The sequence below is a fragment of the Negativibacillus massiliensis genome, from assembly GCF_900148495.1.
GTDB classification, from domain to species: domain Bacteria; phylum Bacillota; class Clostridia; order Oscillospirales; family Ruminococcaceae; genus Negativibacillus; species Negativibacillus massiliensis.
This window is the reverse complement of sequence record NZ_FTRU01000008.1, coordinates 680967-698638: the sequence shown is the minus strand read 5'-3', so window position 1 is coordinate 698638 and position 17672 is coordinate 680967. Positions and strand designations below refer to the sequence as shown.

The following is a 17672-nucleotide window of genomic DNA, read 5'->3' as shown; positions in this document are numbered from 1 at the left end:
ACGGCTTATCTGCCGTCCTTTTTCTATGTTCTTTGTGTTTATTTTTCGAAGAAGGATGCGATGGTGTCCAGACCCAGCTGAATCTGATCCTGCGCAAATTTTACATTTTCCTCTTCGGTAGCATCTGGATTCTCGTCGTTGTAGCCGCCCAGCATGACATAGAATACATAATCATCGTAGCGAACCACTTTTGCCGACTGTACCTTTGCAACGTTCATTGGATAGTTGATCGAGTTGTCTACTACATAATCCAGATAAGCCTGAAGTTCCTTCTCAACCTCTTCGCCTTTTCCCTCTTTTGCTTTCACTGCAATAAAGGTATCCACATGCGCGCTGATTGCCGGAGCTTCTGCAATAAACTCATCTACATTGTCCATGTTGACACCGTAGATGTCGCTCATCATGTCTTCGGTAATCTCCATGGATGGCAGGTAGTTTTCGCCGTAAGCATCCTTTACTGCCTGTACGATATCAGAAAGTTCTGGTTCCTGCATCTGTTCCTGTGAAGTAGAAGCTCCATCAGAATTGCCGATTGTCTGAGAACCACATGCTGCCAATGCAGTGACTGCAAGAGAAATTGCAAGGATAAGGGTCAAAACTTTTTTCATAAATTATTCCTCATTTCTTATTACATTACTTTTTTAACGGGATCATTTCCCTGACATAATAAAGGTGTAGCTGAAAGAGATATTTGTTGCATCCTTTTTTTAATTCATATTTTCGTAATAATTGTCATCGAAAAAATCAATGAACTTGTCCTTTCCTTATGAAAAAATCAATACCGTTGCAAATAGCCGTCAGGAATAGTATACTTAGAAAAGGAAATGTTTTCTGTTTACTCAGGAATCACATAGACCATAATCAGAAAGGAAAATGGAAAATGAATCAGTTTGTAGACGCTCTGGGTAAAGCTTGCCCAATGCCAGTTATCCTTGCAAAAAAAGAAATTGATGCAGGCAATACCTCTTTCGTTGTTGCTGTTGACAATGAGGTTGCAGTAGAAAATTTAAAACGTCTTGCTGAAAGTCAGAACTATCAGGCAAGTGTGGAGACAAAAGACGGCAACTTCCATGTTACCTTCGTTGGTGACGGTGCTGCTGCTCCTGTTTGTGAAGAATCCAATAAACCAAAGAACTGGGCACTCTTTGTTGGCAAAGACTTCATCGGTGACGGTTCGGAAGAACTGGGCAATTCTCTGATGACCATGTTCTTCTATACTCTTGCTGAATCCAACGATGCACCAAGATACATCCTCTTCATGAACAGCGGCGTAAAACTGCCGGTAGAAAACGATCAGGTTGTAGAACACCTGAAAACTCTTCAGGAAAAAGGCAGCGAAATTCTGGTTTGCGGAACCTGCCTGAAATTCTTTAATATTGCTGATAACCTCAAAATTGGTACTGTTTCCAATATGTACGATATCAGCGAACGTATGCACATGGCAGACAAGGTAATTACCCTGTAAGCTTAAGCAAATTAAGATAAAAAAAGAGAGAGCTTTTCGCTCTCTCTTTTTTGTTTTTGAAAATCCGTTACAACAAAGAAGAAAAAATCACACCCAAAAGACCAGAAAGCAGCGCGATGCTTCCCCCTAACAGATATAAAATTAAAAATCGCAGAAGATAACCACCAATATTTCCTGATGGTGCCGGAATATTTTCGGTTGTACCTTCCGGAAGAAGCTGCACAAAAAAGCGTACTGAAAACCGCAGTGCTTCTCCTGCTGCTGCAATCATCAAAATGCTTGTCAGGATTGCTTCCGGAAGTAAGACAGCCAGATACCACATTACCTGACCGGCGCTGTAAGCATAGACTCCCATAACGCCAAGTCCCAAACCACGCAGGAACAAAACCAATAGCACTACTGGTTGAAATACCGCACCCAACCCGCATAAAAACAGGAAAAACAAAATCAGAGTGGTCGCTCCAAACGAACTCAGCATTCTCGATAAAAACTCTCCGCTCTCCCCGTAGGTACCTGCTGAAGTCAAATATTGTCCCAGCGTGGTAATAACTGCATTTCCGGTAGCTTCTCCAGACTGCCCTGCTATGGAACAGCCTGTTACAATTCCCAGCAGAAATACAATTCCCAGCAAAAGCTGCAGACGGTTCTTTCTAAATTCGCTGCGCACATATCGTTTGGCATATCCTTTTTTACGGGGATAGCGCACGCCTTCCGGTAGGTTTCGCACTGCTCTAACCATGTTTTTCAGCTCCTTTGCCTGTCCTTTTTATTACATGGTTATGCGTGCACAGCTTTTATTATTCTTTTCTACTTTCTAAAATACCAAAACAACCAGCTTATACAGATAGTTTGCTGCAACGCCAGCAACAACACCACCCAAAAGCTGACAAGCAATTGCCTGTTTTACAAAATGTCCCTGTTTAAGAGTATCCAACATACCAACGTGGGTGCTCAAAAATCCACTCATGCAGATACCCATACCGGTAAAGGTCGCTACAGTATTTGCAGTGGCAATTCCCTGATCGATAAATCCCTGTGTCAGACCCATCGCCGAACCAACTGCGCCTAATGCGGTAAATGGATATGCGAGCAATTCCGGCACATCAAAACCCCACAGGAAATTTGCAATAGGGGTAAAATAAGAACCGATGGTTGGAAGCAGTTTGACACCTTCATAGGCTACGCCCAGATATTCCCCATTTTCACCAGCTGGGCCAAAGGTAAGCATCATCACCAGTGTACAGATCAAAACTGTTCCAGATGCACATGCCAAACCCAGCGAAACACCAGAGCGTGCGCCATCCATCATCGCAGACATAAAACGTTCAAATCGGCCACCGTTCCGAATCTTTCTGGTTTCCATGATATTTTTTCCACCAGTTTCGATATGGTAATGTTTGTCCTCATGATAATACTTTTTAGCAATACGCAGCATGACTCGAACAGATGCAATACCACCGATGATCGCTCCAATATTGCCAACCAGAACAGCGGTGAAATATTCCGAACCAAGGCTAAGCATATATGCTGTTACAATCAGGCCCATACCAAAAGTAGTACCAAGGTTTACATAGGTAGCTTTTTCTGCCTGTGTAAAGTATTTATCAAAACCTTCATCTTCAGCCAGAGACAAAATTGCAGGGTTATCCGAAATATAGGTTGTCACTGCACCCAAAGCTGCTGCACCCGGAAGCCCAAAAAGAGGACGCATAATAGGAGAAATAATGCGATTAATCAACGCAATAATACCAAATTCTGACATGAGTCCCGCGCAGGCACCGGCCAAAATTGCTACTGCCATGATGTAAAACGAGGTATTGATCAAAACATCAAAGCCCGTTTTCATTGCAATGCTGAATACTTTGTCAAATCCCATCACATAGCCCAGATAGCCAAACAGCAGAATAAAGGCTGCCAATACAACAAAAGTTTCTTTTGAAATTGCTTTTACTTCACGGTATTTTGGAGTTTCCTTTCCTGTCGTCTTAACTTCTGCACTCATTTTCATTCCTCCTAAATTCTTTTTTATTTAAATTGAGCAAATTTTCATTTTCAAATGTATGCTTCGCCCAATTTATTACATTGTGATTAAATTATTTATATAATATCATTAAAACTTAAAAATCACAATATTTTTTCACCATGCAAAACAGAGATTTTTAAGGATGAAATTTCAGCATTTTGGCATAAAAAAAGCACATCAAAAGATGCGCTTTTTTCTTTATTTCTGCCAGCATTTTTTAGCAAGTTCCGGCAGCACTCCTCCCACTAAATTTCCCAATGTCATAATCAGAAGATACAGACAGGTGTGAAGACTCCATGCATTTGCGACCGAGAAATAGAACATATTGGCTACGCAATGCTCAAATCCCGCTACAATAAACACAATCACACCCATCATAATTCCCATATACTTTCCCAGAGGATGCGGATTGTTCTTATAGTTTTCCACTGCAATATAAATCAGCAGATTGCAGAAAATCGCCAAAATAAAAATACTCCACACTGAATCATTCAGCTTGGTGTCACACAATGTCTGCGCTTTTTCTGCCAGAGCGGCTCCACTTCTGGTTAATCGCATTCCATAACCTGCAATCGCTGTTCCAATCAGATTGCCAACCCAGATCTGTATTAACCAAACAAGGTAGCTTCCTTTTTTGTCACTGTCCAGAATATAGCACAGCTTTCCTGTATAGAGGTTATATCCCAGCGTACAAATGGTAAACAGGCCTACTGCAAACAGCGCGGCACCTACCACCTTGTTCTCCACACTCAGATAGGCAATTCCTCCGATTCCGATAAACAGTCCTGCCAGGATGGACTTCAGCCATGATTCTTTTGTAATCATCACAATTCCTCTCTTTCGTCAAAATAAAATAAGTCCTGCGGTTTTTCAAATAATATTCGACCGCAATTGATAACTTTATCTTAACAAATTCCCGTTACTGATGCAACCATCTTGGCATAAATTCAGAAAACTGTCGCAAAAACAAATAAAAAAGAGGTATGATATTTTGCTCATACCTCTTTTTGCAGTTTATTTTATTACAGCTCAAAAGAAACCGTGATCTGTTTTCTCTTCCAATATCCCGACATGGAATAATATGGGTCCTCAGTCACATCTTTATGTAAAAACTGGGGCATCACAAAAGCTTTTGCTTCTTCGATGCTGTCAAATTCCACCTCAGCATAGGCAAATTTGCCGTCCACCAGGTTACATTCCAGTTGATGACCGTCTTCCAGTGCAAAAACACGGTAATCTTTGTGCAGCATTGGAATTGGAAGCAGAGACTCCAGCGCTTCAAATTCATCTTTGGTCAGTTCTTTTTCAATTTCCTGACGTGCAAGTTTGCCTTTGCCTTTGATGCACAGAATATAGTCGGTGTGTCCATCGGTGAAATCGCGTTTGCGGATTCGAACCACCGGAGTAGCAGCACTCAAATATCCCTGCCAGCTCTCTGCCTGTTTTACCAGGGGCAAATTCAGGTTATTGATCTCTTCCCAGTCGATTAAAAATTTGCGCTCAATCTCCATATTTTTGCTTCCTTCCTTTTTTGACTAGATATTGATGATCTGATTTACTTCCAGCAGTCCACGATCCAGTCCTTTTTTCATGGTCAGTGCTTCCAGAATATCGTAGTCGATAATCTTTGCGTTTTTCTGGATGACAACGCGGTTGCCGATACCCTGTTCCAGCAGGTCAACCGCATAGCAGCCCATCTGGCTAGCAATGATTCGGTCTCTTGCTGTTGGTGTTCCGCCGCGCTGAATGTGTCCCAGTACAGTTGCACGGGATTCTACGCCGGTTTTTTCTTCGATGTATCTAGCAAGGTGATGTACATCGGTAATTCCTTCCGATACAATTACGATAAAGTTATGTTTACCGGTACGGATGCTGGAATTGATTTTCTCAATAACATCGCGGTCTACATCAAAGCCAATCTCATTGACCCAGCATGCAGTACCACCACAAGCAACGCTTGCATACAAAGCAAGATGTCCTGCGCCGTGTCCCATAACTTCAACAACCGAGCAGCGGTCATGAGACTCAGAAGTATCGCGCAGACGGTCGATTGCCTCTACAGCGGTATTGAGTGCGGTATCAAAACCAATGGTATAATCGGTGCAGGCAATATCATTGTCGATGGTACCTGGGATACCGATACATGGAATACCCTTTAAGGAGAGGGCACGTGCACCCATGAAAGAGCCGTCACCGCCGATGATAACCATACCGTCAATACCCATCTGTTTGCAGACTTCAACTGCCTGATTCTGACCCTCTTCGGTTTTGAACTCATTGCAGCGTGCGGTCAGAAGCATGGTACCGCCGCGATGAAGTACATTAGATACCGAACGGATGTTCATTTCGGACATGTCGCCGTTGATCAGACCGTTGTATCCGCGACGTACACCCATAACCTGCATATTCTTTTTGATAGCAGATCTGACAACCGCTCTTACTGCTGCGTTCATTCCCGGTGCGTCACCGCCGCTGGTGAGTACACCAATTACCTTCTGGTTTTTCTCGTTCATAAAAATCCTCCATTCTCTCAAGGGTATTACACAGAAAGCCGTCAGGCATTTTTCCCGAATACTCCCTCTTCTGCACAAAAATCCTGCAGAATATGAATTCCATCCTTTTTTCGAAATTCATATTTCCCTATTGATTCCAACATTGTTAATTATAAAACATTTAGTCTTCACAAACAAGTCTTCCTCAAAGAAATCATGCATAAAAATATTACTTTTATCATGCAATTTCAAGATTCTTTGTACAATTCCCAGGATTTTGGCTTATTTACTGCTTTTCCGGGACAACAACCGCTACATTTTCCTCTCCCAGAATAACCCCCAGTTGGGCATACAGCGGACGATTAAAGCTGATCCACAATCTTTGCGGTGCACACACCAGCTTTTTGCTGTCCAGGAAAAAGAAATAAACCGGCGTTTCTCCTTCAAAAATTTCAAGATACTGCTGTGCCTTTACAAATTCACGACTTTCTTTGGATGGCACTCTCAGATACAATCCCGGACGTTTTCCGGTCTTCTTGCGAATTTGTGTTTTTCCATCCATACGCGGCTTTTTCGGAAGATTGTTTCCAATAAAACCTTCCGGCTGTCCCAGAACATCCTGTGGTCGAGCAACCATCCGGCAGACCAGTTTGGTCTCTTCCTCTTCGCGGACAGTAAGCCTTCCCTCAATATAGAGGACCTGATTTTCTTCAATCAGATATCGGTACTGATCATAAGTCTGCGGAAATACCAGCATTTCCATTGAACCGCTGGTATCTTCAATATTAACAAAGGCCATGTAACCTCTGCGCTTTAAAATCTTTGTTTTTTTACCGGTCACGATACACAAAACCTTGACGATATCGCCGTCATGATACTGCTGATCCCCCAGCAGAAGGTCTGCATCTTCATCCACCGTCATCAGGTCTTCCAGTTCCACCGTTTCCAGCTGTTCCGCCATGCTCCGGTACTGTGCAAGCGGATGTCCGGAAACATACAGTCCGGTGACCTCTTTTTCCATTGCAAGTTTTAATTCCGGCATATATTCTTCCAGTTTTGGCAGAGAAAATCCCTGTCTGCTGCTGGACAGTTCCGGTGTATCAAACAGGTTCAGCTGACCTTCCAGATTATTTTTGTGGCGGTCATCAATATCACTGATCAGCGCAGTATATCCTTCCAGCATTTCCCGGCGATTGTGTCCAAAGCTGTCCAGAGCCCCGCACTTGATTAAGCTCTCAATCGCGCGCTTGTTTAATTCCTGTCCATACATTCTTTCGCACAGGTCATCCAGGTCGCTAAACGGACCGTTTTCCTCTCGTTCCTTAACCAGAGCTTCCATGACACCCTTGCCCAGATTTTTAACGCCCAAAAATCCAAAGCGGATGCATCCGTCTTCTACAATAAATCCAGTATTGCTGCGGTTGATGTCTGGAGGAAGGATTTTTATTTTCATCAGCTCGCATTCCTTGAGGTAGCCGAGCATCTTATCAGTATTATCCAGGATACTGGTCAAAAGCGCTGCCATGTATTCTTTTGGATAGTGTGCTTTTAGGTATGCGGTGCGGTAAGCAACAATCGCATAGGCTGCTGCGTGCGACTTATTGAATGCGTAGGATGCAAACGAGCTCATCTCATCGAAAATTTCGTTTGCTACCTGTTCACTGACACCATTTGCCACACAGCCCACACAGTCAACCGAGCCATCCTCTTTTTTGGCTCCCCAGATAAAGTTCTGCCGTTCCTTTTCCATGACATCGTGCTTTTTCTTCGCCATAGCGCGGCGCACAAGGTCAGCTCGTCCATAGGAGTATCCTGCCAGCTTGCGGCAGATCTGCATAACCTGTTCCTGATAAACGATACATCCGTAGGTAACATCCAGAATATCCTTGAGCAGTGGGGTCTTATAGGTAATCTCCTGCGGGTTGTGGCGGTTCTTGATATATTTCGGGATGGAATCCATCGGACCCGGACGATACAGCGAGATAACCGCAATCAAATCCTCGACTGATTCCGGTTTTAACTGGGTCAGCACCTGACGCATTCCGCCCGACTCAAACTGGAATACACCTTTTGCCTGACCTTTGGACATCATTTCAAAAGTCTGCGGGTCAGAAAGGGAAACTTTTTCAATATCAAAGTCTGGTTCTTCCTTGCGGATCATCTTTTCCGCATCACTGATAACGGTCAGGTTACGAAGCCCCAGAAAGTCCATTTTGAGTAGTCCCAGCTCTTCCAGCGTGGTCATGGTGTACTGGGTCACAATGGCCTCATCGTTCTTTGCAAGCGGTACATAGGTTTCAACCGCATCCCTCGCGATTACAACGCCTGCCGCATGGGTCGAGGCATGCCGTGGCATACCCTCAATCTTGGATGCCTGATCGATCAGCTCCTTGACCTGTGGATCACTTTCATACATCACTTTCAGGTCTGGGGAGCGTTCCAGAGCCTTGGCAATGGTCATGTGCAGTTCCATCGGAATGGCTTTTGCCACCTTGTCCACCTGCTGATAATCCATTCCCAGCACCCTGCCGACATCGCGCACACCGCCGCGGGCTGCCATCGTACCAAAGGTAATGATCTGCGCTACCCTCTCCTTGCCATATTTGCGGATAACATAATCGATAACTTCCTCACGACGTTCATAACAGAAGTCAATATCAAAGTCCGGCATGCTGACACGTTCTGGATTTAAGAATCGCTCAAACAACAGATGGTATTTCATCGGGTCGATGCCGGTGATACCGATACAGTAAGCCGCAATACTGCCTGCACCGGAACCACGTCCCGGACCGACCGGAATTCCATTTCGTTTTGCATAGTCGATGAAGTCCCAAACAATCAGATAGTAGTCGACATAGCCCATCTTTTCGATGACCGAAAGCTCATATTCCAGACGATCCCGGTATTCCTGCGGAGGATTTTCCCCATAGTTGCGGTAAAATCCTTCATAGCATTTTTCTCTGAAAAAGGCAGCGTTGTCCTTATTGTCCGGCACCTCAAACCTTGGGAGAATATGATGTCCGAAGGTAAATTCCACCTGACAGCGCTCTGCAATCTTTTCGGTATTATCCAGCGCTTCATTGATAACTGCTTCGTCCCCGATACACTCCCGCATAGCGTCGTGCATTTCCTGACGGGATTTTACGTAGAACTCCTCTGTTTCAAACTCCATCCCGTTATCTTCCTGCAAGGTATGGTTTGTCTGGATACAGATCAGGATTTTCTGGGTAGAGCTGTCCTCTTTCTTCAGATAATGGCAGTCGTTGGTCGCAACCAGACCCACTCCCAGCTCCCGGGAAAGGCGCACAAGATCCGGAATAATCTTCTGCTGCTCGGCAATGCCATGATTTTGTATCTCAATAAAGTAGCGGTCCTTGCCGAACACATCCAGATAAAACTGTGCTGCTTCCTTTGCCTGTGCATAATCGTTTTGATTCAGTGCCCTTGGCACCTCACCTGCAAGGCAGGCAGACAGCGCAATCAAGCCTTCAGAATGCTGCCGGAGCAGTTCGCGGTCGATACGTGGCTTAAAATAAAAACCTTCGGTGAAGCTGCGGGAGACCATCTTGATCAGGTTTTGGTAGCCGGTCTGATTTTCACACAGCAAAACCAGGTGATATGGCGCATTGTCAAAACCCATCACCTTATCAAAACGGGTTCTTGGCGCAACATAGACTTCACAGCCGATAATCGGCTTGATTCCATTGGCTTTTGCCTCTTTGTAAAAGTCGATGGCACCGTACATTACCCCATGGTCGGTCACCGCTATCGCACTCTGTCCAAGCTCTTTGGCACGCTGTACCAGCTGTTTGATGCGGCACGCGCCATCCAGAAGGCTGTATTCACTGTGAACGTGCAGATGAACAAAATGATCTTCCATCCTGCCTGCTCCTTTCTATTCCTGTTCTTCCCTTACCTGCTTTGCAATCTGGCTGATTTTTTGCAGACGATGATTGATTCCCGAACGGGATACTCCCAAAAGCTCTCCCAGCTCCCGAAGAGACATTTCAGGATGGCGCAGACGTGCTTCTCCGGTCTCCTTGAGCACTACTTCCAGGTTCTGGAACACGCCCATCTTTTTTAAGTAGCGGATATCAGCCGCCTGTGTCGTCGCCGCGCTGACTGTCTTTTCGATATTAGAGGTTTCGCAATTGGTCACGCGGTTAATCTTGTTCCGCATATCCTTATAAATCTTGACGTTGACAACATCCATCATCGAGCCGGTCGCGCCTACCATGGTGAGCAGCTCCTCGATCGATTTGCTGTCCTTGCAGTAAAGGACCTGCTGTCCGCGGCGAACCATGTGCTTAAAATTCAGTTCCAGACTGTACAGCACCTCCATCAGTGCCTGCAAAGCGCAGCTGTCCGAAACCACAAATTCCAGATGATAGTCCTTTTGTGGGTCACTGATATTGGATGCACTCAAAAACGCCCCCGCTAAAAAGGCGTGGCGGTGTTCAATATCCTCCAGCAGATCGCGGTTATAATCCTTCAAATGTTCTTCATCATGACCAAAAAAGCGGAGGATCGTTTTGCGGTCCTCCTCATCATCCACGCTGACCGAATAGGTGGTCTGCTGGAAATTTCCGTTATATTCTCTGGTCGTCACGCTGGTCTGCATTGGAATCTGCTGAAAGATCAGCTTTGCATACAGCTTTGCGACATACTTGTTTTCGGTTGTCATGGCAATGCTTTCTGTGGAAAAGCTTTTGCCGCACAGCAGCATTCCATAGGAGAATGCTTTTTTATTTCGTCCGATCAGCCCCTTGTTATGGCTGATTTCGCTTTTTACTTTGGTTGCGAATGTCACTCATGTGACCTCCTTAAATCCTGCTTTCATTTTTTCTTAAAGCTGTATTAGAGCACAATGTTACAGCATCTTTTCCAGTTCAATTTCATGACGGATCGGGATTCCGTTGTCTGCCTTGAGCGGAATTTGCGGTTTTTTCTTTCTGGCACGATCCACCGCACCATATCTTAGGCAAACCATATCAAATCCTCTTTTTTGATAAAACTCTAAAGCATGCAGATTATCATTTGTCGTACTGACAATAATTCTTTTTCTATGCTGGGCTTTTTGCTCCTGCTCGAGCATTCCAATTAAATAGCTTGCTGCTCCCCGATTCTCAATCAGTGAATCCAGTGAGACAATCTCACAATCATCGCCGGTAACCGAATAGGTCAAAAGTGCTGTGATATTCCCTTTTTCCATCAGCAAAAATCCCGGCAAATTTGACAGGCAAAAGGTGGTGTCATGCACCACCATCTGCTCACTGCCCCATTGGGAACACACAAATTCCCGTACCTTCTCATCATCAGAAGGCAATATTTTTCGATATTCCATCTTGATTTACAACTTCTTTTTCTCGATATCCCGATGGCTTGTGATGACACGAAGCCCCTGATTTTTTAAATGTTCCGAAAGTTTCTGTGCAATGGTTACTGAGCGGTGCTTTCCGCCGGTGCAGCCAATGGCAATTACCAGCTGGCTCTTCTGCTCGTCGTGACGGTAGAGCGGAATCATATAGTCGATAAAGTCATAGAGCCTTGTCAAAAAGCCCTGTGTTTTCTGGGAATCCAGCACGTAGTCCTGAACTGCACGGTCAAGACCAGTCTTTGGACGCAGCTGGACATCATAAAACGGGTTTGGCAGACATCTGACATCAAACATCAGGTCTGCATCTGCCGGAACCCCAAATTTAAAGCCAAACGAGATGCAGTTTACCACAAAATCATCTTTTTCCGGGTCATCACTGCGAAACAGCTCGTGAATGTTGCTCCGAAGCTGGGAAGCGGAAAGCAGCGTTGTGTCCAGTACAATATCCGCCCGTTCCTTTACCTGACGCAGCATCTCCCGCTCCTGACAGATGGCACGGTTGAGCGAGTCACTTCTTCCCATTAACGGATGTGGACGACGGGTAATCTTGTAGCGGTTAATCAGCTCTTCGGTCGCTGCATCCAAGAACAGAATCTGGTAGCTGACATGCTCCCGATCCAGCTCTGCCAGCGCGTCCAGCAGTTCCTTGAGTGCATCCTTTCCCCCGATGCTGCTGCGCAGACCTCTGGCATCAATGACCAGCGCCACGCGGTCAATCGAAGATGATTCCGGCCCGATTCCGCCCAGATGTGCGATCTTTGGAATCAGGGACGGCGGAATATTGTCCATACAGTATACACCGACATCCTCCAGCGCATCTACTGCCGCTGATTTTCCCGCACCGGACATTCCGGTCACAATAATAAACCGCATAAAGATTCTCCCCTTTTCCGGGCTACGGCAGGAGCCTTACTTCCATCTCCAGCTCAAAGCCCGTCTTTTCTTTTACACATTCCTTTACCTGACGCGCAAGCTCCAGTACATCCTGACAGGTTGCTCCCCCGATATTGACCACAAAACCGGTATGCTTTGTGCTTACCTGTGCTCCTCCTACGGTAAAACCGCGAAGGCCACACTGGTCGATCAGCTGAGCTGCATAAGCTCCCTGCGGGCGTTTAAAGGTACTTCCTGCACTTGGCAGATCAAGAGGCTGTTTTTCCTTTCTCTGACCGATGATTCGGTCCATTTCTGCCTGAATGGCCGCCTGTTCTCCTTTTTCCAAAGAAAATGCTGCCCTGATAATGCAGACACCCTGATATTCCTGCTCCATAAAACAGCTGTGGCGATAGGAAAGATTGAGCTTTTCTGCCGGCACACGCTGGATGTTTCCATCCAGGTCAAGATATTCCACCCAGATAAGCCGATCCTTCATTTCTCCGCCGTAGGCTCCAGCATTCATATAGACAGCTCCGCCCACGCTTCCTGGGATTCCCCAGGCAAACTCCAGTCCGGTAAGCTCTGCCCGACACGCTGCAGCACACACAGAGGACAGCTTTTTCCCTGCCGGAGCTTCCAGAATCGTGTTGCTGATCAAAATTTCCTCGTCAAAATCAGAATCCAGCAGAATCACAACACCTTTTAATCCTTCATCCGAGATCAGCAGATTGGAACCATTTCCAACAAACCAATGGTTTATCTGCATTTTTCTCAAAAACGAGAGCAAACAGGACAGCTGTTCCCGATTTTTGGGAATACATACTGCCGATGCAGGACCGCCAATCTGAAAGCTGGTATAATGCTTCATTGGTTCTTCCCACAAAACAGGGATTTCCTTTTCTTTGCACAGCGATGCAAGTTGTTCTTTTGTTGCGTTGTCCAGACAGGTCATGGAACAGCTCCTTTCTTATTGGGCAGTCCTGATTACCGGTTTAATCCCGCACGCTTCTGAGCAACAATCTGCTCAAAGCGCTCTACATCCGTATTGATGATGAGTCTTTCTGGGAAATCAATCTCGGTCAGGATCTTGATTGCTTTATCAAAAACGCCGATATTTGCGGCAAAGTGCGCGTCGCTGTCTACAACGATCGGCACTTCCAGACGTTTGCACCAGCGCGCAATTTCGGCGCAGTTGGACTCGGTATGTGGGCGGGAACCAAACGAACCATTGTCGATTTCTACGATTTTGCCGTATTCCTTGAACGCTTTGATGACCGTTTCGTGGTCAAAATCATATCTTCCGTCTCCACAGTGTCCGATAACATCTACATGAGGATTCTTTGCGATATTCAGCCATGCTTTTGTATGGTTCTCTTTTGTGCTTGGCTTAATACATGGTGTATGCATCGAAGCAATAACCCATTCCAATCCGGCAAGGATATGATCGTCAATATCCAAAGTGCCCTCTTCATCCATAATGTCTACTTCCGCACCGTGCAGGATGTTGACCCCGTTATATACCGATGGAACTTCCCACTGATTGACACAGTGCCAGATATGTGGAGCATCCGGCATCTTTGGTCCATGCTCGGTCATTGCCATATAAACAAGACCTTTTTGTCTTGCTGCTTCGATATTTTCCATGATGGTACTGTAAGCATGATTGCTTGCAATGCTGTGAATGTGAGTATCTGCAATAAACTTCATCTTCCGTCTCCATCCTTTCCTTTTTCCCTGACTGTGCTTCTTTTTCCCTTAATAAGCGTTGTAGTCCGGTGCGTTATTGAGCGCATCTGCCGGAATATCCTCCACCATACCAAGCTGTTTGAGCAGTTCCTGTGCAGCATTGTAACCCATCTTTTTCTGACGGTTGTTCATAGCCGCAACCTCGATGATAATAGCAAGGTTTCGACCGGTCTTAACCGGAATGGTCAGCGATGGAACCTTGATTCCCAGAATCTCGGTATACTCATCGTTCATACCCATACGGTCATAGACCTTTGTTTTGTCCCACTGTTCCAGAGAAATAACCATATCTACTTTTTCGGTCATCTTAACCGAGCCCATACCAAAGATACGGCGGGCATTGATGATGCCGACTCCGCGCAGTTCCATAAAATGACGGATGTTTGCCGGAGAAGAACCGACCAGAGTCTTATCCGAAACGCGGCGGATTTCAACTGCATCGTCTGCAATCAGACGGTGTCCGCGTTTGATCAGCTCAATTGCAGTCTCGCTCTTACCGACGCCGCTTTCACCCAGAAGCAGGATACCTTCGCCATAAACCTCAACCAAAACGCCATGGCGGGTAATTCTTGGTGCAAGGTCAACCTTCAATGTTGCAATCATTGTGGACATAAAGTCGCAGGTGTGCTGAGCGGTACGCAGCAGCGGAACCTCGTATGTATTGGCAGCAGTTACCATCTCTTCCGGAATTTCCAGATTTCGAGTAATGATAACAGCCGGAATATTCTGGGAGAAAAATTTATCTAAGAATTCCTGACGTTCCTGTGGGGTATATTTTTCCATATAGGCAAATTCACCCAGTCCAAACATCTGGATTCGGTTGCTGTCAAAGTAATCATAAAAACCGCACAGCTGAAGACCCGGACGGTTGATATCTACGGTTTTGATCATGATTTCCTGTGGATCGCGGGGCATATAGACCGTTTCCAGCTTCAAATCCTCGATCAGCTTGGAAAGTGCAACGGAATACAGTTTTGCCATAAACAAATTCCTCCTCAAAAATCCTATATCATGAAATCTTTCTGATTTCTTGAATATTATGTTTCTCATAAAAAGAATACAATTTTCTTTTATTATACCACGTTTTTTTCAGCAAGAAAACTCTCCAAAAGCAATTTCTTTTTTGACGATGGTCTGATATAATAAAATTAAAAAGTCATGTTTATTAAGGAGAAAATATAATGAATCTTATCATGAGCGATTGTCCGCTTTCCTTTTCCCCTTCTTTTTCTTCCGATCAAAACACTGTTATTGATCTTTCAGCCCTGAATATTTCTCCCTGTCTGGGATGTTTTGGATGCTGGGTCAAGACACCGGGAAAATGTGTAATTCCTGATGATGCGCACAAGGTTTATCCTTTGATTGCCAAAAGTGAAAATGTGATTTACGTTACACGTCTTTTCCATGGCAGTTACAGTCCTATCATGAAACGGATGCTGGAACGTGCCATCCCGATTCAGCAGGCATTCTTACACCTTTACCGCGGCGAAGTTCATCATGTTCCCCGCAATGTTGTACCTAAAAAAGCTGTCATCATCGCCTATGGCTGTGATGACGTGGAGGAACAGGAATTATTCTGCAAACTGACAGAGCGTAATGCCTTGAATATGCTTTTTACCGAATGCAAGGTTTTGTTCCCTTCCAAAGAAGAACTGGAACATAGTATCGAAAGTGAGGTATCCAGATGGACAAACTCTTAATCTTAAACGGAAGCCCCCGCGCACTCCGTTCCAATTCTCAAAAATTTATCGAAATGATGACACCGCATCTTGGCTGTGAATGGGAAGAATGTTTTTTGTTTACCCAAAATCACCGGGAGATCTGCGATAAAGTAAAAGAATATTCCGATGTTCTGTTTGTCTTTCCACTTTATGTCGATTCCCTCCCCTGCTGTGTTCTGGAATTTTTAGACTGCCTGTGTCAGAATCTTCCCGATTCCCGTCCCACAGTCCACCTGATGATCAACTGTGGATTCCTGGAAACGGAACAAAACAGTATTGCCATCAAAACTCTCCAGTTTTTCTGCAAAAAGTATGGATTCCCGTTTGGATCATGCCTTTCAATCGGAAGCGGAGAAGCCATTCTCACCCCTCCATTTGATATGCTGTTTAAACTAAATCTTAAAAAGCTTGCAAAATCAATCAAAAATTCTGCTCCGCTTACACTTTCGATTGCTCTTCCGATCTCGAAAGAACGCTTTGTTGCTGAATCTGAAAAATTCTGGCTTCGTGCCGGTGAAAAAAACGGTCTTACCAAAGAACAGATGCAGTCACCAAATATCGAATAACAAAAAAGGGATTCCAGTGCTTATGCCTGGAGTCCCTTTTCTGTATCTTGAAACAACAATTCCTTTTTATGTTTGCGGTAATAAAGCAGTCCTGCCAGATCTGCCAAGAACCATCCGATTGGAATAGACCACCAAATACCAACCACACCGATTGCCGGAATAGCAGAAAGCAGATAAGCAAGTGCTACACGGGTACCCAACGAGATAACGGTGAGCACCACCGAAATGCCCGGACGTCGAACCGCACGATAAAAACCATACAGCAAAAACAGGCAGCCAATTCCACAATAAAAGGTTCCTTCCACCCGCAGATACTCCACCCCGATGGACAGAATTTCTGTTTCCTGCGGCTGCACAAAAATCAGCATCAGCTGGCGGGCAAAACCAAATACCAGTACAGAAATCACAAGACAGAATACTACCGTTACCGAAATTGCGCTGCGAATTCCCTTGCGAATTCTTTCCTCCTTCTGTGCTCCAAAGTTCTGCGCCGCAAAGGTGGAAAATGCGTTTCCAAAATCCTGCACCGGCATATAGGCAAAGGAGTCGATCTTGACTGCCGCTGCAAAGGCTGCCATGACCGCAGTACCAAAGCTGTTGACCAGTCCTTGTACCATCAGGATACCAAAATTCATCACCGATTGCTGGATGCAGGTCAAGAAGGCATACTGGAAAATCTCCTTTAAGACGACAAGGTTCATCTTACGGTATTTCCGCTCCGGGAAAAACTGCGGGAATTTAACCAGCGTGTAGATGGTGATTCCCACTGCGGACAAAATCTGGGCAATTACGGTTGCCCAGGCAGCACCCGCTACCCCCATTTTGAAAACCAACACAAAGACCAGATCCAACACAATGTTGGTGATGGCAGAAAACGCCAAAAACAAAAGCGGTGCCAGTGAGTTTCCCACTGCACGCAGCAGTGCAGCAAAAAAGTTATAAAGGAATACAAAACTGATGCCGACAAAGATGACCCACAAATAATCGTACATCATCTGATACACGTCCGATGGAACATTCATAAAGCGAATGATCGGTTCAATCAGGACAAAAACCAGAAGATTGATCACGACCGTAACTAACGCAATCATCACAAATGAAACAAAGATGCTGGACTTTAGCTTTTCTTCATTTCTCTGCCCGTAGCGGATAGAAAACACCGCGGAGCTTCCCATACATAAACCCAACAGAATTGAGGTCAGGAAGGTCATCAGTGAAAATGCGCTTCCTACCGCCGCCAGTGCCTGCGCCCCCAAAAACTTTCCGACAATCAATGTATCCGCAATATTGTAAAACTGCTGCAAAAGATTTCCCGCAATCATCGGCGCCGCAAAGCTGAGCATCGTCCTAGTGATCGGTCCTTTTGTCAAATCGTGCTGCATCAAACTCACCCCTGTATGCTAAAA

The 17672-nt window shown here is 45.2% G+C and carries 17 protein-coding genes; 3 read left to right on the top strand and 14 right to left on the bottom strand.

Annotated elements, in window-relative coordinates:
• Positions 1 to 38: 38 nt before the first annotated feature.
• On the bottom strand, positions 39 to 608 hold the full coding sequence (locus BQ5375_RS09310) for a DUF4358 domain-containing protein (protein WP_022132620.1): 570 nt from the start codon (positions 606 to 608) through the stop codon (positions 39 to 41).
• 272 nt (positions 609 to 880) lie between these two features.
• Here BQ5375_RS09310 and yedF point away from each other — a divergent pair, with 272 nt between their 5' ends.
• Complete coding sequence (yedF, locus tag BQ5375_RS09305) at positions 881 to 1465, top strand: sulfurtransferase-like selenium metabolism protein YedF (RefSeq protein ID WP_022132619.1); 585 nt, start codon at positions 881 to 883, stop codon at positions 1463 to 1465.
• A 67-nt stretch (positions 1466 to 1532) separates the two neighbouring features.
• Here the strand turns inward: yedF and BQ5375_RS09300 are convergent, their stop codons facing one another.
• The 12 genes from BQ5375_RS09300 to hprK form a co-directional block, all read right to left on the bottom strand.
• Positions 1533 to 2204, bottom strand: a complete 672-nt coding sequence (locus BQ5375_RS09300; RefSeq protein ID WP_022132618.1) for a stage II sporulation protein M — start codon at positions 2202 to 2204, stop codon at positions 1533 to 1535.
• Between the two features lie 75 nt (positions 2205 to 2279).
• The gene (locus BQ5375_RS09295; protein WP_022132617.1) at positions 2280 to 3467 is read right to left on the bottom strand and encodes a CD0519/CD1768 family membrane protein; all 1188 of its coding nucleotides are present in this window, start codon (positions 3465 to 3467) and stop codon (positions 2280 to 2282) included.
• A gap of 219 nt (positions 3468 to 3686) precedes the next feature.
• On the bottom strand, positions 3687 to 4313 hold the full coding sequence (locus BQ5375_RS09290; RefSeq protein WP_022132616.1) for a formate/nitrite transporter family protein: 627 nt from the start codon (positions 4311 to 4313) through the stop codon (positions 3687 to 3689).
• A gap of 197 nt (positions 4314 to 4510) precedes the next feature.
• Positions 4511 to 4999 (bottom strand): CYTH domain-containing protein, encoded by a 489-nt coding sequence (locus BQ5375_RS09285; protein WP_022132615.1) that lies wholly within the window; start codon positions 4997 to 4999, stop codon positions 4511 to 4513.
• Positions 5000 to 5023: 24 nt separating this feature from the next.
• Positions 5024 to 6001 (bottom strand): 6-phosphofructokinase, encoded by a 978-nt coding sequence (gene pfkA / locus BQ5375_RS09280; protein ID WP_022132614.1) that lies wholly within the window; start codon positions 5999 to 6001, stop codon positions 5024 to 5026.
• 265 nt (positions 6002 to 6266) lie between these two features.
• Positions 6267 to 9860, bottom strand: a complete 3594-nt coding sequence (locus BQ5375_RS09275; RefSeq protein ID WP_076917757.1) for a DNA polymerase III subunit alpha — start codon at positions 9858 to 9860, stop codon at positions 6267 to 6269.
• A gap of 15 nt (positions 9861 to 9875) precedes the next feature.
• Positions 9876 to 10790 carry a DNA-binding protein WhiA gene (gene whiA, locus BQ5375_RS09270; protein ID WP_022132611.1) on the bottom strand — a complete coding sequence of 305 codons (915 nt, stop codon included), beginning with the start codon at positions 10788 to 10790 and terminating at the stop codon, positions 9876 to 9878.
• A gap of 60 nt (positions 10791 to 10850) precedes the next feature.
• Entirely contained in the window at positions 10851 to 11324 is a 474-nt protein-coding gene (locus BQ5375_RS09265; RefSeq protein WP_076917756.1) for a GNAT family N-acetyltransferase, read from the bottom strand.
• Positions 11325 to 11330: 6 nt separating this feature from the next.
• Complete coding sequence (gene rapZ, locus BQ5375_RS09260; RefSeq protein ID WP_022132609.1) at positions 11331 to 12230, bottom strand: RNase adapter RapZ; 900 nt, start codon at positions 12228 to 12230, stop codon at positions 11331 to 11333.
• Between the two features lie 22 nt (positions 12231 to 12252).
• Positions 12253 to 13185 carry a UDP-N-acetylmuramate dehydrogenase gene (murB, locus tag BQ5375_RS09255; protein WP_022132608.1) on the bottom strand — a complete coding sequence of 311 codons (933 nt, stop codon included), beginning with the start codon at positions 13183 to 13185 and terminating at the stop codon, positions 12253 to 12255.
• A 32-nt stretch (positions 13186 to 13217) separates the two neighbouring features.
• A complete protein-coding gene (locus BQ5375_RS09250) occupies positions 13218 to 13940 on the bottom strand; it encodes a phosphatase (protein ID WP_022132607.1) in 723 nt (240 codons plus the stop codon).
• Between the two features lie 48 nt (positions 13941 to 13988).
• Complete coding sequence (gene hprK / locus BQ5375_RS09245; protein ID WP_022132606.1) at positions 13989 to 14960, bottom strand: HPr(Ser) kinase/phosphatase; 972 nt, start codon at positions 14958 to 14960, stop codon at positions 13989 to 13991.
• A gap of 200 nt (positions 14961 to 15160) precedes the next feature.
• Between hprK and BQ5375_RS09240 the strand changes: the two genes are divergently transcribed.
• Positions 15161 to 15679, top strand: coding sequence for an NAD(P)H-dependent oxidoreductase (locus tag BQ5375_RS09240; RefSeq protein ID WP_022132605.1), 519 nt, complete (start codon positions 15161 to 15163; stop codon positions 15677 to 15679).
• Positions 15664 to 16266, top strand: coding sequence for a hypothetical protein (locus BQ5375_RS09235; RefSeq protein WP_076917755.1), 603 nt, complete (start codon positions 15664 to 15666; stop codon positions 16264 to 16266). Before BQ5375_RS09240 ends, BQ5375_RS09235 begins: the two co-directional genes overlap by 16 nt.
• 20 nt (positions 16267 to 16286) lie before the next feature.
• On the opposite strand, the gene BQ5375_RS09230 is transcribed toward BQ5375_RS09235, so the two are convergent.
• Positions 16287 to 17648, bottom strand: a complete 1362-nt coding sequence (locus BQ5375_RS09230; protein ID WP_022132604.1) for an MATE family efflux transporter — start codon at positions 17646 to 17648, stop codon at positions 16287 to 16289.
• Between the last annotated feature and the right edge of the window lie 24 nt (positions 17649 to 17672).

Excerpts from the sequence above, each read along its gene's own strand:
- BQ5375_RS09310 (WP_022132620.1), bottom strand. The coding sequence starts at position 608 with ATGAAAAAAGTTTTGACCCTTATCCTTGCAATTTCTCTTGCAGTCACT.
- yedF (WP_022132619.1), top strand. The coding sequence starts at position 881 with ATGAATCAGTTTGTAGACGCTCTGGGTAAAGCTTGCCCAATGCCAGTT.
- BQ5375_RS09300 (WP_022132618.1), bottom strand. The coding sequence starts at position 2,204 with ATGGTTAGAGCAGTGCGAAACCTACCGGAAGGCGTGCGCTATCCCCGT.
- BQ5375_RS09295 (WP_022132617.1), bottom strand. The coding sequence starts at position 3,467 with ATGAGTGCAGAAGTTAAGACGACAGGAAAGGAAACTCCAAAATACCGT.
- BQ5375_RS09290 (WP_022132616.1), bottom strand. The coding sequence starts at position 4,313 with ATGATTACAAAAGAATCATGGCTGAAGTCCATCCTGGCAGGACTGTTT.
- BQ5375_RS09285 (WP_022132615.1), bottom strand. The coding sequence starts at position 4,999 with ATGGAGATTGAGCGCAAATTTTTAATCGACTGGGAAGAGATCAATAAC.
- pfkA (WP_022132614.1), bottom strand. The coding sequence starts at position 6,001 with ATGAACGAGAAAAACCAGAAGGTAATTGGTGTACTCACCAGCGGCGGT.
- BQ5375_RS09275 (WP_076917757.1), bottom strand. The coding sequence starts at position 9,860 with ATGGAAGATCATTTTGTTCATCTGCACGTTCACAGTGAATACAGCCTT.
- BQ5375_RS09265 (WP_076917756.1), bottom strand. The coding sequence starts at position 11,324 with ATGGAATATCGAAAAATATTGCCTTCTGATGATGAGAAGGTACGGGAA.
- rapZ (WP_022132609.1), bottom strand. The coding sequence starts at position 12,230 with ATGCGGTTTATTATTGTGACCGGAATGTCCGGTGCGGGAAAATCAGCG.
- murB (WP_022132608.1), bottom strand. The coding sequence starts at position 13,185 with ATGACCTGTCTGGACAACGCAACAAAAGAACAACTTGCATCGCTGTGC.
- BQ5375_RS09250 (WP_022132607.1), bottom strand. The coding sequence starts at position 13,940 with ATGAAGTTTATTGCAGATACTCACATTCACAGCATTGCAAGCAATCAT.
- hprK (WP_022132606.1), bottom strand. The coding sequence starts at position 14,960 with ATGGCAAAACTGTATTCCGTTGCACTTTCCAAGCTGATCGAGGATTTG.
- BQ5375_RS09240 (WP_022132605.1), top strand. The coding sequence starts at position 15,161 with ATGAATCTTATCATGAGCGATTGTCCGCTTTCCTTTTCCCCTTCTTTT.
- BQ5375_RS09235 (WP_076917755.1), top strand. The coding sequence starts at position 15,664 with ATGGACAAACTCTTAATCTTAAACGGAAGCCCCCGCGCACTCCGTTCC.
- BQ5375_RS09230 (WP_022132604.1), bottom strand. The coding sequence starts at position 17,648 with ATGCAGCACGATTTGACAAAAGGACCGATCACTAGGACGATGCTCAGC.